Genomic DNA, 13,133 nt, shown 5'->3' with positions numbered 1-13,133 from the left:
GGTGGCGGCGTGCTTGGCGGCTTGTGCGCCACCCGGCGGCCTCTCAGCGAGTGCTGTGTGAGCCTCGGCGGGTGCGGCCCTTGGCCGCGTACATGGCGGCGTCGGCAGCGGCGAGGGCGTCCGTCAGGAGGGGCACCGGCAGCTCCGCCACAGGGCAGACGCCGACTGAGGCGGCCAGCGGGAGGGGCGTCCCGTCATAGGGCAGCGGCCGGTGCAGCGCTGCTGTGAGTGCGTCGAGATCGGCGGCGGTCAGGTCCCGGATCACGGCGACGAATTCGTCCCCGCCCAGGCGGCCGGCGGTGCCGTTGTGTCCGCACCAGGCACGCAGTCGGTCGGCGGTGGCGACGAGGGCGGCGTCCCCCGCGGCGTGGCCGTGGGTGTCGTTCAGGGTCTTGAAGTGGTCGAGGTCGACCAGGAGCACGGCAGCGTTCGGGTGCCGGCGGATGAGGTGTTCGGCGCGGGCGGTCCATCCGGCGCGGGTGTGCAGGCCGGTGAGCGGGTCGCGGCGGGCGCAGGCGAGACGGCGGGTGAGGATGCCGCCGTGCACGGCCCAGCCCAGTAACGGCACGATGCTCGCGGCTATGTGCAAGTCCATGGCGTTGCTCCTTGACGATGGCGGTTGGCTGACGGAACCCGGTCCCAGGAGCGGCGGCGTGCTTGGCGGCTTGTGCGTCGCCCCTGGAACCGTTCAGCGGCGGTGCTGCGAGGAGATGAGCGAGCGGATCACCACGGCGCAGACGGCGACGGACGCGCCGGTGACGGCGACGGCCAGGAGCATCGAGACCAGGACGGCGCCGACGACCAGGACCACGGCCGTACCAGCACCCACCAGGGCGAGGGCTGTGCCGGGGGTGAGCTGGATCGTCGGGCGGGTCGACGCGGTCGGCGCAGGGGCGGGCGTCGGGTGGTGCTGGACCACGGTGGTCGGCTCGACGATGGTGGGCGGGGTGATGAGTCCGGTCGGGCTGGGCATGGTGGGGATCTTCGGGCGAAGCATGGCGGATTTCCCTTCGGGGCTACTTGCTGAGGGCGGTGTCGATGGCGGGGGCCAGGACGCTGTCGGCGAGGAGGTATCCGCCGAGGAGGAGGACGGCGACGAGCCACCAGGGCGGGCGGAGGAACTTGACGCCGAGGTAGCCGACGACGGCGAGGGCGAACCAGAGGGGGACCTGCACGGCGGTGTCTCCTAGCGGACGCGGCAGCGGTGGGTGCGGGCGGCGAGCTGGGCGGCACTCTGGCTGGAGTAGTCGGCGGACCAGCCGCAGCGGTCAGCGGTGCAGACGGCGGCGTACTTGGTCTGGCCGTGGCGGTCACGGTGGGTGCCGATCTGCACGGGGCCGATCCGCATCACGGAGTGGAAGTGGTCGCGGGCGGGCATGGCGGATGGTTCTCCTTCCGGGTCAGGCGAGCTGGGCGGCGATGGCGTCGGCGAGGTGGGGCGGGACGCCGAGTCGGGCGCGCAGGGTGTCGGTGTCGATCGGAGCGCCGGTGCGGTCGCGGTAGTCGGCGGCGACCTTGCGGGCGTGGTCGATGAGCACGGCGGGAACCGCGGGCACCGGGTCGGCGGGCGGAAGCGCCGGCGGCTCCTCCACCGGGGCCGGGGCGGGCTCCGGGTCCGGCGTGGCTTCGGGGGCCGGTTCGCGGTCGTCGGCGAGACCGGGTTCCGGGGCCGCGGCGGGTGCCGAGGCATCCGGGATCCGGTGGTCGCCGGAGTGTGCGAGGAGGGTTCCGCCGAGGAAGGCGAGCGCGGGCCATCCGGCGATGCCGAGGCGGAGCAGGGCGGGTGGGTCGGCCAGGTCGAGGAATCCGGCGGTGGCGACGTTGGCGCCGAGCGAGGCGAACAGGGCGATGAGGAACCAGCACCAGGCCAGCCGGGACGGGCCCTCACGGCGGAGTCGTCGCCAGGCGGCGACCAGGAGCAGGTCGACGCTGACCGGGTAGGCCCAGGCCTTCCAGCCGTCCTGTCCGGCAGCGGCGGCCAGGTCGTGCAGGTGGGCGAAGGACAAGGCTCCGGCGATGACGGCCTGGACCAGGACGGCGTCGACGCGCAGGCTGTGACGGGCGGGCATCAGGACTCCTCCCCGGTCGGCGGTTCGGGGAGCGAGGCGGCCAGGGAAGGGCTGACGGCGTCCACGAAGTCGAGGTCAGCGCCGGTCGTGTCGGCGTAGAGGGCGAGCTGGCCCAGGAGCAGGACCGTGCGGGCGAAGTCCTCGCAGTCGGGGCACATGGCGGGGTTCTCCCTTCATCAGACATGGCAGGGGTAGGAACCTGGCGCGAAGGGCGGTCGCACCGACCGTTGGGTGGGGGGAACTCAGGCCGTGACGGGAGCCGTCTTGGACAGCGGCACCAGGGCCTCGGAGGAACTGACCAGCTCGGGCCGGAAGGGGGCCAGTTCAGGCAGGACCGGTGTGCGGTCGGCGTGCCGGTTGCAGGTGTTCACGGCCTGGCGGAGCGAGGTGTGCGGGGCGCGGATGCGGTGCCAGCCGCCGGTCGAGTCACCGGCGATCGCCAGCCCGCGTGTCTCGGCGGGGATCTGGATGGCGGCCAGGACGGCGTCCGGGGAGATGTCGCCGAAGGCCATGTTGGCGCTGGTTTCGTCGTTGACGCGGTGGGCGGTGCGGCCGGTGAGCTGGGCGCGGAGCATGGTGATGCCCTTGCCGAGTTCGGAGCCGAAGCGCTGTCCGCAGATCTCCAGGTAGATGCCGGCCGCGCGGCCGAGCTGGGCGAGGCGGACCAGTGCGGTGATGATGCGGTCGCGCCGCTTCTCTTCCTCCTTGCTGGCGAACAGGGCGAGTTCGGCGACCTCGTCGACCAGGACCACGACCGGGACGGGACGGATGTCGTCGGGCAGGTCCCAGATGTCGGCGGCTATCTCGGCGTCGGGCACGGCGGAGGTGATGCGCTGCTCAGCCCGGATGAGTTGATAGACGCCTTCCATGCGGGACACGAGCGCGTCGAGGAGGTCGGCGGCGGTGTCGGGGTTGTCGGCGAGGGCGGAGAACCGGCGGGCCAGCGGGAACAGCTCCACCCCCTGTTTGCAGTCGATGCCGACCAGGGCGACGTCCATCGGGGCGAGCCCGGCGACCAGGTTGCGCTGGTAGACGGACTTGCCCGACTCGGTGGCGCCGAGCGTGAGGGCGTGCGGGACGGCCCGGTAGTCGCGGTAGTGCACCGAGCCGTCCTCGCGCAGGGCGACCGGAACCCTCATGGGGCGGGTGTCGACCTCGGCGGGCATCTGCACCTGCTTGAGGACGTCGTAGCCGGTCATCCGCACTTCCACGACACCCGAGCGCACCTCACGCGAGGTGACACCGTACATGGAGAAGGAGTGGCGCAGCCGGTCCGAGGCGGCGGCGACGTCGAAGGCGTCCTGACCGGGGCGCAGTCCCAGGCGCAGGACCAGGCCGGTACGGGTCGGCCGGAAGCGCAGGATGCGCGGTGGGCGGGAGTCCGGCACGGGCCGGTTGGCGATCCGGGCCAGAGCCAGGCGCCAGCGCGGGGGCGGGACCGTCAGGCCACAGGCGTCCATGACGGAGGCGTAGCGGACCAGGACCCGCAGCGAGGCGAGGGTGACGCCGAAGGTCATCCAGTACCAGGCGGGGCGCCGCCGCCGCAGGAGACCCGCAGCGGCGACGACCAGCACCAGAGCGACCGTGAAGGCGGTCATGGTCAGGCCGCCTTCGAGTTCGAGGCAGCGGCGGCCAGCGAGGTGACGGCGACCGCGCGGAAGGCGATGCCGTGCCGCTTCTGACCGTTGAAGTCGTTCTCCCACGGCCGTGCGATCAGGCCCGTGAGCGCGACCGGCGTGCCCATGGTCAGCTCACCGGAGATGCCCGGCTCGGGGACGGTGATGGAGAGGATCTCCACCTCGTCGTTGGCCGCGAACATCACATCGACCGTCATCAGCTTCGCGCCGGACTCGACGTCCATGGCGATCTCACCGGTTCGGCGGTCCTTGACCTTGGGCTGCGGGGTCTTGGCGACCATCACGGTCGCGGCGGAGGTGTCCACGGGAATCTGACGCATCGTCTTGTCTCCTGCTGTGATGGGTTCTTGGCCGACGTCCCGTCGGTGACATCAGGAGACCGCGAGAGGGGTTGGACGCATCACGGTCCGTATGGACGTTTAGGGACGTCTGAGCTACCGTCAAAACGTCCCTATGGGTCCCTAGGAGGGAACACCATGGCGAACGAACGTCTGCGGGCTGCGATTTCGGCGAAGGGCGAGACGATCCAGTCCGTCGCCGAACACGTCGGAGTCGATCCCAAGAGCGTCGAGCGCTGGATCACCACCAACCGGACTCCGCACCGGGGGCACCGCTGGAAGGCCGCGAGCTTCCTGGGGGTCGACGAGGTCTACGTGTGGCCGTCAGTCGAGAAGCAGGCCGAGAAGGCGAGCGCGTCGGAGCTGATCACGTACTATCCGCACCGCGGTGCCGTCCCTGCCCCGCTGTGGTCCTCCCTGATCGAGAAGGCGACGGACCAGGTCGACATCCTGGTGTACGCGGGACTGTTCCTCTTCGACAGTCACCCGGACCTGCCGGACCAGTTGGCCGAGAAGGCGAAGGCCGGCGCCCAGGTCCGCATCCTGCTGGGCGACCCGGATTCCGCGGCCGTGCGCCAGCGTGGCGAGGAGGAGGGCATCGGCGACGACCTGGCGGCCCGAGCGCGGATAACCCGCCGGTACCTGCAGCCCGCCATGTCGACACCCGGCGTAGAGATCCGGCTGCACGACACGATCCTCTACAACTCGATCTACCGGTTCGATGACGACGTGCTGGTGAATCCCCACGTGCTCGGAGCTCCCGCCGGGCAGAACCCGGTGATGCACTTCAAGTACCTGCCGGGAGCACGGACGTTCCGGCACTACATGCGCAGCTTCGACTACGCGTGGGATCAGGGCCGGAAGGCATAACCGGCTTCCGACGTGCGACGCTGAACGCATGGCACGCGTCGACTACTTCAACGATCCGAACGCCCCGAAGGCGAACAGCCTCGTCCCCTCCGTGACCGCCGTGGCCCGTAACGAGGCCGGTGAGGTCCTGCTGATCCACAAGACAGACAACGATCTGTGGGCCCTGCCCGGAGGCGGCATCGACCTGGGCGAGTCAGCGCCCGACGCGGCTGTACGCGAGACCAAGGAAGAGACCGGCTTCGACGTCGAGGTCACCGGCCTGGTCGGGATCTACACGAACCCCGGACACGTCATGGCCTACGACGACGGTGAGGTCCGCCAGCAGTTCTCGATCTGCTTCCATGCCCGCATCGTCGGCGGCCAGCTGCGGACGAGCAGCGAGAGCAAGGAAGTGGCGTTCGTCGATCCGGGCAGGCTGGGCGAGCTGAACATCCACCCGTCGATGCGCATGCGGATCGATCACGGCCTGGCCGACCGGACCGAGCCCTACATCGGCTGAGCGGCCATGCGGTCGAGGGTTCGCTCGACGGCGGCCTGGAGGTACGGACGTGCCTTGCTGATCGCGTTGTGCACCTCGCTGCCCGGCTCGTAGCGGACGAGGATCTCGTCGATGCGCGTGTCGAAGGGGAAGGACTGCCCTGCGGGGCCGGTTGTCATGTCGGCGAAGATCAGCGCATCGAGGACGGGGGAGTCTTCCCGCTCGTAGACGGCCAGCTCTGCCGACAGACCGCGCTGCTCTGCTTCGTACACGGCCCCGGAGTGGTGAGCGACCAGCCGCACCAGACGCGCCGGCGCACCCAGTGCTTCCAGGTGACGGGCACCGTCGAGGGGATGGAACCCGGTCTCGCGAAGCTCGGGGGCGTAACCGATGTCATGCAGCCACGCTGCGGCGACGAGGAGATCCCGGTCAGCCTCGGACACAGCCGCGGAGGCCTCACGTGCCCGAGCGGCCACAGCCTGCGTGTGCAGCCAGCGATTGCCGAGCTGGGGAAGCAGAGACTCGGCGAGTTCGGCCGCTCCCTGAGGCGTGTCCAGTGCAGAAGGCATGCAAGGAACGGTAGCCGAGACGAGTAGGGAGCCGACAGGCCACGATCGAGCGACTCGATCATGGGTGCGGTACAACTTTCCCTACTTCATCAAGGCCCGCGCACGGCGCGGGCGCGCGCCGCCTCTGCGGCGCGGCCTGCCTCCTGTCTGCGCCTCGGCTGGCCGCGCCCGGCGGCGCGCTCGGCGGCTGCGGGCATGAAGTGGGGAGACACCCTCTGTGGCTGGGGCGGTCGGCTCCACGGCTTTAGGCAGCCACTTTGGGGCGAGCCTCTAAGATCATGGCCCCAACGTCGTGCTTTAACGGGCAGGTCCACAGACTGCCCGACTCGCCGGAAGCTTACGGGGCCATGATCACTCGCCCCAAAGCAGCTCCAGCCCAAAGCCGCTCCGCCGACCTGTTGGGCAGGTGTCAGCGGTAGATCGCGAGAATATCCAGGGTCAGAGCCGGGCCGACCAATGTGGTGTCGTCCGACTGCTCTTGTCGAGCAGCTTCCCTGCGCTGCTTTCGACTCATCAGGGATGCACCAGGGATCGCTAGGAGGGAGTGAGTTTCTCCGTGCTTCAATCGCTTGGCGACCTTCCCTAGAATGAAAACCTCGCCTTCTATTGCATCTCGAACGTAATCCTTGTTCAGCTTGCCTGTAATTTGAGGGCCGCCGTCTTCTTGATCGCCAAGGATGACCACGTCTGATTTCATCGCTTTGCCGAAATCGCTAAAAGCTTTCGTCTCCTTCTCTCCAGGAAGCCCTTCGAGATCCTGTCCAAGCATGGGAGCCATTGCTCGAAATGCCTCAATCAGGTTCACCATGTCATCCAACTGTTCTGGCTGACTGAGCATGCGAATGAAAGGGGGAATCTCCACTTCGCACTGTACGTGCACGATGTCTGCTACATTGACGCTTTCGAATTCTTCTCCCAGGTCCTCGATGTCGCGGTATCGCCACTGAGTGGCCGCTACGTCGAGTGCGGTGACCAGGCGGATGAAGCGCTGACTAGCCGTTTCGCGGACTACTCGCTCTTCCTCTGAGGTGGACTCACCGTCTGCTGGTTGACCGAGCCCGGCGGACGTTACTTGCCCTCCGCTTGACAAGCGACGCGTCTTTGCTTCATCGGAGAGTCCTTGCTCTACTACGGAGAGATACTCACCTAGTCCTTTCTCGTCCAAGTAGAGGAAGCGGGGGAGGGACGGGATGGGCATGTGTAATCCAATCTAAGTGTCGGTGGGGGATCAAGCTGGGTTTGAATTCTCTGCGGATCTCAAACTATCGAGGGCGGCGGCGGCTTTTGTGCGGTCGTCCTCGGTGATTTCCGTTGGCTCATTACTGTAGGCAATATAAGCTGTAGGGGTGGTCATGTTGCCTAGCTGGATAGGGAATTCCAGGAGGTCGCCCCAGTGTTTCTTGTGGCCAAGTTTGCATTGGACTGCGGCCTGATATTCTCGGAGCTCTGGAATAAAGTTCGGAAATGGCGTGCTGAATTCCGCAAACACCTGTACGGCGGACCGGCCTGCTACAACGAAGACGCTGGGAAGCCGGGGGTCGTCATCCTTCTCGGGTCGGATCCGATCGCGAGTGGTGCTCCAGGGAAGAGTGACCGTGCCTTTTGTTGTGTCTGAAAGGGTCAAGCGCAAATTTTGCACGATGATTGGCTTCGGGCCGGTGTTGAAGAAAATTAGAGGGATCCGGATGAGCGTCTTGCTGCTTGTCGTAGCAGCGGCGAAGGAGTGAGGAGTGTAAGACTTAAGGACCCCTTGGCGGGCGTTGAGCCACCAGAAAGAAGCGATCGTGAACAGGAGGGCACAGGCTGCTACCACGGCGGCAGCCGGAAGTGCTCCTGCGCTGTTCGAGTTCGTTGCTGCTAGCACGATTGGATTATGGCAGCCAGTCGGTGCATATGCGGAAGTTTCAAAAATTCCGGGCGAACTCTCGGAGGCGGCATCGCGGCAGCGAAGCACCCTGGGCCGTCCCTGGGCCGTCCGAGGCTGGCCAACGCTGACAGACGGCACCCACAGGTGACCACCCCCACCCCGCTCCGGCCTGGGCTCCCGGCGATGATCTGCCACACTGGAAGGGTTATGCCTGCACCCGGAGAACTCACTTTCGTCGCCCCGCGCGGAGCCAAGAAGCCGCCGCGGCACCTTGCCGATCTCTCGCCCGCCGAGCGCAGGGAAGCCGTCGCCGAGATCGGCGAGAAGCCGTTTCGCGCCAAGCAGCTCTCGCAGCACTACTTCGCGCGGTACGCGCACGACCCCGAGCAGTGGACCGACATCCCCGCCGGTTCGCGTGCCAGGCTGCGGGAGGCGCTGTTCCCCGAGCTGATGACCGTCGTACGGCATCTGTCGACCGACGAGGGCGCCACCCGCAAGACGCTGTGGCGGCTGTTCGACGGCACGCTGGTCGAGTCGGTGCTGATGCGCTACCCGGACCGGGTGACGATGTGCATCAGCTCGCAGGCCGGATGCGGGATGAACTGCCCGTTCTGCGCGACCGGGCAGGCGGGACTGGACCGGAACCTGTCGACGGCCGAGATCGTGCACCAGATCGTGGACGGCATGCGGGCGCTGCGGGACGGCGAGGTGCCGGGCGGGCCGGCGCGGCTGTCCAACATCGTCTTCATGGGGATGGGCGAGCCGCTCGCCAACTACAAGCGGGTCGTCGGCGCCATCCGCGCGCTGACCGATCCGGAGCCGGACGGGCTGGGGCTGTCGCAGCGCGGGATCACCGTGTCCACCGTCGGACTGGTCCCGGCGATCCACCGGTTCGCCGACGAGGGCTTCAAGTGCCGGCTCGCGATCTCCCTGCACGCTCCCGACGACGAGCTGCGCGACACCCTCGTGCCCGTCAACACCCGGTGGAAGGTCCGCGAGGTGCTCGACGCGGGCTTCGGCTACGCGGCCAGGTCCGGGCGGCGGCTGTCCATCGAGTACGCGCTGATCCGCGACATCAACGACCAGGCATGGCGCGGCGACCGGCTCGGCCGGCTGCTCAAGGGTCGGCCGGTGCACGTCAACCTGATCCCGCTCAACCCCACGCCCGGCTCGAAGTGGACCGCCTCGCGGCCCGAGGACGAGAAGGCGTTCGTGGAGGCCATCGCCGCGCACGGGGTGCCGGTCACCGTCCGGGACACCCGTGGCCAGGAGATCGACGGGGCGTGTGGTCAGCTCGCGGCCACCGAGCGGTAGTCTGACCTTCGTACGTACATGTTCGTGATCTGAGTATTCCTACATATTCCGACAGGGGAGCGCCACAGCGCTGAGAGTGCGGTTCAAGACCGCAGACCCTCCGAACCTCGCCCAGGTCATTCTGGGTAGGGAGATCGGTCACCACTCGAGCTGTTGCGCCCTGCCCGCGAACGGGCAGGGCCGCGTCTCTTCCTGGTCAGCCAGGAGGAAATCGGTGAGCACCACCGCCAAGAAGTTCACGGCCGCGGTCGTGGGGCTGGGCCTCGTCACGCTGTCCGCGTGCACGTCCGGCGACTCCGACGGCTCCGACGGCACCGGGACGTCCGATTCGAAGACCGTGACGCTGGTCAGCCACGACTCGTGGGTCGTGTCGAAGGACGTGATCGCCTCCTTCGAGAAGAAGTCCGGCTACCGGCTCAAGGTCCTCATGGACGGCGACGCCGGTACCGCCGTCAACAAGGCCATCCTCACCAAGGACAACCCGCAGGGCGACGTCTTCTTCGGCGTCGACAACACCCTGCTCTCCCGCGCGCTCGACAACGGCCTGTTCCAGCCGTACGAGGCGAAGGGCGCCGACCTGATCCGCCCGGAGTACCGCGACGAGACGGTGAAGCACCGGGTCACGCCCGTCGACACCGGCGACGTCTGCGTCAACTACGACAAGAAGTACTTCGCCGACCGCAAGCTGGACCCGCCGCGGACCTTCGACGACCTGGTGAAGCCCGTGTACCGGGACCTCCTCGTCACCGAGAACGCCGCCACCTCCTCGCCCGGCCTCGCCTTCCTGCTGGGCACCGCCGCCGCGTACGGGGACGAGGGCTGGCCGGAGTACTGGAAGAAGCTCAAGGCCAACGGCGTGAAGGTGGTCGACGGCTGGGAGCAGGCCTACAACGAGGAGTTCTCCGGGTCCTCCGGCGGCCGGGAGGCCGGCGGAGAGCGGCCGCTCGTCGTCTCGTACGCCTCCTCGCCGCCCGCCGAGGTCGTCTTCGCCGACCCCAGGCCGGACACCGCCCCGACCGGCGTGGCGACCGGCACCTGCTTCCGGCAGATCGAATACGCCGGGCTGCTCGGCAACGCGAAGAACCCCGAGGGCGGCAAGGCGCTGCTGGACTTCCTGATCTCGAAGGAGTTCCAGGAGGACATGCCGCTGAACATGTTCGTCCACCCGGTGCGCGAGGGCGCCCAGGTGCCCGAGGAGTTCAGGAAGTACGGGCGGCAGGCCGAGGACCCGCGGACCATGGCCCCGGACGACATCGCCGCTCACCGCGACGAGTGGGTCGGCGCGTGGACCTCGCTCGTCCTGAAGTGACGTCCCGGGCGCTCCGTGCGAAGGGGAGCGCGGCGCGGCTGGGCCTGATCGCCCTGCCCGTCGCGTTCTTCGGCGTCTTCTTCGCCCACCCCGTCGCCGCGATCGTCGCCCGCGGTCTGCGCGTCGACGGGGCCTGGCAGTTGGGCCGGATCGCGGACGTCCTCACCCGGCCGGACATCCGGCACGTCCTGTGGTTCACCACCTGGCAGGCCCTGCTCTCCACCGCGCTGACGCTGCTGATCGCGCTGCCCGCCGCCTACGCCTTCGCCCGCCTCGACTTCCCCGGCAAGCAGGTGCTGCGGGCGGTGGCGACCGTGCCGTTCGTGCTGCCGACGGTCGTCGTCGGCTCGGCGTTCCTCGCGCTCGTCGGGCGCGGCGGACTGCTGGACGAGCTGTGGGGCGTCCGGCTCGACACCACCGTGTGGGCGATCCTGCTCGCGCACGTCTTCTTCAACTACGCCGTCGTCGTCCGCACGGTCGGCGGGCTGTGGGCCCAGCTCGACCCGCGCCAGGAGGAGGCCGCGCGCATGCTCGGCGCCTCGCCGCTGCGGGCGTGGCGGCAGGTCACGCTGCCCGCGCTCGCGCCCGCCGTGGCCGCCGCCGCGCTGATGGTCTTCCTGTTCACCTTCACCTCCTTCGGCGTCGTGCAGATCCTCGGCGGACCGGCCTTCGCGACCCTGGAGGTGGAGATCTACCGGCAGACCTCCGAGATCTTCGACCTGTCCACGGCCGCGGTGCTCACGCTCATCCAGTTCTTCGCGGTCGGCGCGATCCTCGCCCTGCACGCCTGGACGGTACGGCGCAGGGAGACCGCGCTGAAGCTGGTCGACGCCTCCGTCACCGCGCACCGGCCGCGCGGAGCGGGGGAGCGGTGGCTGCTGGCCGGGGTCCTCGCCACCGTGGCGGCGCTGATCCTGCTGCCGCTGGCCGTGCTCGTCGAACGGTCCCTCGCCGCCCCCGACTTCGCCTACTACCGGGCGCTGACCAGCCAGGAGGGCGGCAGTTTCCTGGTGCCGCCGATCAACGCGGTCGGCAACTCCCTCGGGTACGCCGTCGTCGCCACCGCCATCGCCGTGCTGGTCGGCGGGCTGGCCGCCGCCGCGCTGACCCGGCGGGACGCGGGCCGGTTCGTGCGCGGCTTCGACGCGCTGCTGATGCTGCCGCTCGGCGTGTCCGCGGTGACCGTGGGCTTCGGCTTCCTGATCGCGCTCGACGAGCCGCCGCTGGACCTGCGTTCCTCCTGGCTGCTGGTGCCGGTGGCGCAGGCGCTGGTCGGGGTGCCGTTCGTGGTGCGGACGATGCTGCCCGTGCTGCGGGCGGTGGACGCGCGGCTGCGCGAGGCGGCGGCGGTGCTCGGGGCGTCGCCCTGGCGGGTCTGGCGCGAGGTCGACCTGCCGATGGTGCGGCGGGCGCTGCTGGTCGCGGCCGGGTTCGCGTTCGCCGTGTCCCTCGGCGAGTTCGGCGCCACGGTGTTCATCGCCCGGCCCGACAACCCGACGCTGCCGGTCGCCGTGGCCCGGCTGCTGGGCCGGCCCGGCGAACTCAACTACGGGCAGGCGATGGCCCTGTCCACGATTCTGATGGTGGTGTGCGCGGTGGCCCTGCTGGTGCTGGAACGTCTGCGTACCGACCGGACGGGAGAGTTCTGATGCTGCTGGCCCTCCAGGACGCCACCGTCCGGTTCGGCGGGCGGGCCGTGCTCGACGGCGTCGGCCTGGGCGTCGCCGAGCACGAGATCGTGTGCGTGCTCGGGCCGAGCGGCAGCGGCAAGTCGACGTTGCTGCGGGCGGTCGCCGGACTGCAGCCGCTGGATTCCGGGCGGGTGCTGCTCGACGGGCGGGACCAGGCGGGGACGCCCGCGCACAAGCGGGGCGTCGGGCTGATGTTCCAGGACCATCAGCTGTTCCCGCAGCGGGACGTGGCCGGCAATGTGGCCTTCGGGCTGCGGATGCACGGGGCGCCGAGGGAGCGGCAGCGCGAACGGGTCGCGCAGCTGCTGGAGCTGGTCGGGCTGCCGGGCGCCGGGCGGCGGGCCGTCGCCTCGCTCTCCGGGGGTGAGCAGCAACGCGTCGCCCTCGCCCGGGCGCTGGCGCCGCGGCCGAGGCTGCTGATGCTGGACGAGCCGCTCGGGCAGCTCGACCGCTCTCTGCGGGAGCGGCTGGTGGTGGAGCTGCGCGAGCTGTTCACCCGGTTGGGCACCACCGTGCTCGCCGTGACGCACGACCAGGGCGAGGCGTTCGCGCTGGCCGACCGGGTCGTGGTCATGCGGGACGGACGGATCGCCCAGTCGGGCTCGCCCCTTGACGTGTGGCAGAGGCCGGCCGACGCGTTCGTGGCCCGCTTCCTCGGCTTCGAGAACGTGACCTCGGCGACAGTGGACGGACGGGCCGCGGACACGCCGTGGGGCAGGCTGCCCGTGCCCGAGGGCGCCCCCCAGGGCTCCCGGACCCTGCTCGTACGGCCCGCCGGGGTGCGCCTGGTCGAGGCCGGCGCCGGCCTGCGCTGCACGGTGGTCGCGCGCACGTTCAAGGGCACCCATGTCGCCGTACAGCTCCAGCCGGAGGGCGCGCCGCGGCTGGAGGCGGCGTGTGCTTTGCGGGACGCTCCCGAGGCCGGGGGCGTGGTCGGGGTGGAGTTCGACCCGGCGGAAATCGTGGTGCTCGGCTGACCGGGCGACCGTAG

General features: G+C 69.3%; 17 protein-coding genes. 6 read left to right on the top strand and 11 right to left on the bottom strand.

Features of this window, described 5'->3' with window-relative positions; genetic code table 11:
* Positions 1 to 43: 43 nt before the first annotated feature.
* The 8 genes from ACZ6KF_RS18930 to ACZ6KF_RS18895 form a co-directional block, all read right to left on the bottom strand.
* On the bottom strand, positions 44 to 595 hold the full coding sequence (locus ACZ6KF_RS18930; protein ID WP_469239306.1) for a GGDEF domain-containing protein: 552 nt from the start codon (positions 593 to 595) through the stop codon (positions 44 to 46).
* A 93-nt stretch (positions 596 to 688) separates the two neighbouring features.
* A complete protein-coding gene (locus ACZ6KF_RS18925) occupies positions 689 to 997 on the bottom strand; it encodes a SpdD-like protein (RefSeq protein WP_469239304.1) in 309 nt (102 codons plus the stop codon).
* A gap of 19 nt (positions 998 to 1,016) precedes the next feature.
* Entirely contained in the window at positions 1,017 to 1,175 is a 159-nt protein-coding gene (locus ACZ6KF_RS18920; RefSeq protein ID WP_184564812.1) for a hypothetical protein, read from the bottom strand.
* 11 nt (positions 1,176 to 1,186) lie between these two features.
* Entirely contained in the window at positions 1,187 to 1,378 is a 192-nt protein-coding gene (locus ACZ6KF_RS18915) for a mobile element transfer protein (RefSeq protein ID WP_161368208.1), read from the bottom strand.
* A gap of 22 nt (positions 1,379 to 1,400) precedes the next feature.
* The gene (locus ACZ6KF_RS18910; RefSeq protein ID WP_469239301.1) at positions 1,401 to 2,069 is read right to left on the bottom strand and encodes a DUF2637 domain-containing protein; all 669 of its coding nucleotides are present in this window, start codon (positions 2,067 to 2,069) and stop codon (positions 1,401 to 1,403) included.
* Complete coding sequence (locus ACZ6KF_RS18905) at positions 2,069 to 2,227, bottom strand: hypothetical protein (protein ID WP_167396220.1); 159 nt, start codon at positions 2,225 to 2,227, stop codon at positions 2,069 to 2,071. The genes ACZ6KF_RS18910 and ACZ6KF_RS18905 overlap by 1 nt, the downstream gene beginning before the upstream one ends.
* A gap of 84 nt (positions 2,228 to 2,311) precedes the next feature.
* On the bottom strand, positions 2,312 to 3,667 hold the full coding sequence (locus ACZ6KF_RS18900) for an FtsK/SpoIIIE domain-containing protein (RefSeq protein ID WP_469239298.1): 1,356 nt from the start codon (positions 3,665 to 3,667) through the stop codon (positions 2,312 to 2,314).
* Between the two features lie 2 nt (positions 3,668 to 3,669).
* Complete coding sequence (locus tag ACZ6KF_RS18895) at positions 3,670 to 4,026, bottom strand: SCO3933 family regulatory protein (RefSeq protein ID WP_161368211.1); 357 nt, start codon at positions 4,024 to 4,026, stop codon at positions 3,670 to 3,672.
* 156 nt (positions 4,027 to 4,182) lie between these two features.
* Between ACZ6KF_RS18895 and ACZ6KF_RS18890 the strand changes: the two genes are divergently transcribed.
* On the top strand, positions 4,183 to 4,914 hold the full coding sequence (locus tag ACZ6KF_RS18890; RefSeq protein WP_356671732.1) for an XRE family transcriptional regulator: 732 nt from the start codon (positions 4,183 to 4,185) through the stop codon (positions 4,912 to 4,914).
* A gap of 28 nt (positions 4,915 to 4,942) precedes the next feature.
* Positions 4,943 to 5,413 carry an NUDIX hydrolase gene (locus ACZ6KF_RS18885; protein WP_469239296.1) on the top strand — a complete coding sequence of 157 codons (471 nt, stop codon included), beginning with the start codon at positions 4,943 to 4,945 and terminating at the stop codon, positions 5,411 to 5,413.
* On the opposite strand, the gene ACZ6KF_RS18880 is transcribed toward ACZ6KF_RS18885, so the two are convergent.
* From ACZ6KF_RS18880 to ACZ6KF_RS18870, 3 genes are all read right to left on the bottom strand, one after another.
* Positions 5,401 to 5,961 carry an HD domain-containing protein gene (locus tag ACZ6KF_RS18880; protein ID WP_161368214.1) on the bottom strand — a complete coding sequence of 187 codons (561 nt, stop codon included), beginning with the start codon at positions 5,959 to 5,961 and terminating at the stop codon, positions 5,401 to 5,403. The two genes, ACZ6KF_RS18885 and ACZ6KF_RS18880, sit on opposite strands and share 13 nt — an antisense overlap.
* Positions 5,962 to 6,370: 409 nt before the next feature.
* The gene (locus tag ACZ6KF_RS18875; RefSeq protein WP_469239294.1) at positions 6,371 to 7,159 is read right to left on the bottom strand and encodes a DUF6414 family protein; all 789 of its coding nucleotides are present in this window, start codon (positions 7,157 to 7,159) and stop codon (positions 6,371 to 6,373) included.
* Between the two features lie 30 nt (positions 7,160 to 7,189).
* The gene (locus ACZ6KF_RS18870) at positions 7,190 to 7,825 is read right to left on the bottom strand and encodes a hypothetical protein (protein ID WP_469239291.1); all 636 of its coding nucleotides are present in this window, start codon (positions 7,823 to 7,825) and stop codon (positions 7,190 to 7,192) included.
* Between the two features lie 210 nt (positions 7,826 to 8,035).
* On the opposite strand from ACZ6KF_RS18870, the gene rlmN reads away from it, so the two are divergent.
* The 4 genes from rlmN (at position 8,036) to ACZ6KF_RS18850 (ending at position 13,119) form a co-directional block, all read left to right on the top strand.
* Positions 8,036 to 9,142: a dual-specificity RNA methyltransferase RlmN gene (gene rlmN / locus ACZ6KF_RS18865; protein ID WP_469239289.1), complete on the top strand. Its 1,107-nt coding sequence runs from the start codon at positions 8,036 to 8,038 to the stop codon at positions 9,140 to 9,142.
* 214 nt (positions 9,143 to 9,356) lie between these two features.
* Positions 9,357 to 10,451 carry a thiamine ABC transporter substrate-binding protein gene (locus tag ACZ6KF_RS18860; protein WP_469239287.1) on the top strand — a complete coding sequence of 365 codons (1,095 nt, stop codon included), beginning with the start codon at positions 9,357 to 9,359 and terminating at the stop codon, positions 10,449 to 10,451.
* Complete coding sequence (locus tag ACZ6KF_RS18855) at positions 10,427 to 12,100, top strand: ABC transporter permease (protein WP_469239286.1); 1,674 nt, start codon at positions 10,427 to 10,429, stop codon at positions 12,098 to 12,100. Before ACZ6KF_RS18860 ends, ACZ6KF_RS18855 begins: the two co-directional genes overlap by 25 nt.
* Positions 12,100 to 13,119, top strand: coding sequence for an ABC transporter ATP-binding protein (locus ACZ6KF_RS18850; protein WP_469239283.1), 1,020 nt, complete (start codon positions 12,100 to 12,102; stop codon positions 13,117 to 13,119). Before ACZ6KF_RS18855 ends, ACZ6KF_RS18850 begins: the two co-directional genes overlap by 1 nt.
* Positions 13,120 to 13,133 lie beyond the last annotated feature (14 nt).

The sequence above is a fragment of the Streptomyces sp. NPDC046379 genome, from assembly GCF_055587785.1.
Note: the sequence above shows the minus strand (reverse complement) of the source record. Positions and strands in the feature narration are given on the sequence as shown.

What these genes read in the sequence shown, in the direction of transcription:
- ACZ6KF_RS18930 (WP_469239306.1), bottom strand. Translation starts at nt 595, where the DNA reads ATGGACTTGCACATAGCCGCGAGCATCGTGCCGTTACTGGGCTGGGCC.
- ACZ6KF_RS18925 (WP_469239304.1), bottom strand. Translation starts at nt 997, where the DNA reads ATGCTTCGCCCGAAGATCCCCACCATGCCCAGCCCGACCGGACTCATC.
- ACZ6KF_RS18915 (WP_161368208.1), bottom strand. Translation starts at nt 1,378, where the DNA reads ATGCCCGCCCGCGACCACTTCCACTCCGTGATGCGGATCGGCCCCGTG.
- ACZ6KF_RS18910 (WP_469239301.1), bottom strand. Translation starts at nt 2,069, where the DNA reads ATGCCCGCCCGTCACAGCCTGCGCGTCGACGCCGTCCTGGTCCAGGCC.
- ACZ6KF_RS18905 (WP_167396220.1), bottom strand. Translation starts at nt 2,227, where the DNA reads ATGTGCCCCGACTGCGAGGACTTCGCCCGCACGGTCCTGCTCCTGGGC.
- ACZ6KF_RS18900 (WP_469239298.1), bottom strand. Translation starts at nt 3,667, where the DNA reads ATGACCGCCTTCACGGTCGCTCTGGTGCTGGTCGTCGCCGCTGCGGGT.
- ACZ6KF_RS18895 (WP_161368211.1), bottom strand. Translation starts at nt 4,026, where the DNA reads ATGCGTCAGATTCCCGTGGACACCTCCGCCGCGACCGTGATGGTCGCC.
- ACZ6KF_RS18890 (WP_356671732.1), top strand. Translation starts at nt 4,183, where the DNA reads ATGGCGAACGAACGTCTGCGGGCTGCGATTTCGGCGAAGGGCGAGACG.
- ACZ6KF_RS18885 (WP_469239296.1), top strand. Translation starts at nt 4,943, where the DNA reads ATGGCACGCGTCGACTACTTCAACGATCCGAACGCCCCGAAGGCGAAC.
- ACZ6KF_RS18880 (WP_161368214.1), bottom strand. Translation starts at nt 5,961, where the DNA reads ATGCCTTCTGCACTGGACACGCCTCAGGGAGCGGCCGAACTCGCCGAG.
- ACZ6KF_RS18875 (WP_469239294.1), bottom strand. Translation starts at nt 7,159, where the DNA reads ATGCCCATCCCGTCCCTCCCCCGCTTCCTCTACTTGGACGAGAAAGGA.
- rlmN (WP_469239289.1), top strand. Translation starts at nt 8,036, where the DNA reads ATGCCTGCACCCGGAGAACTCACTTTCGTCGCCCCGCGCGGAGCCAAG.
- ACZ6KF_RS18850 (WP_469239283.1), top strand. Translation starts at nt 12,100, where the DNA reads ATGCTGCTGGCCCTCCAGGACGCCACCGTCCGGTTCGGCGGGCGGGCC.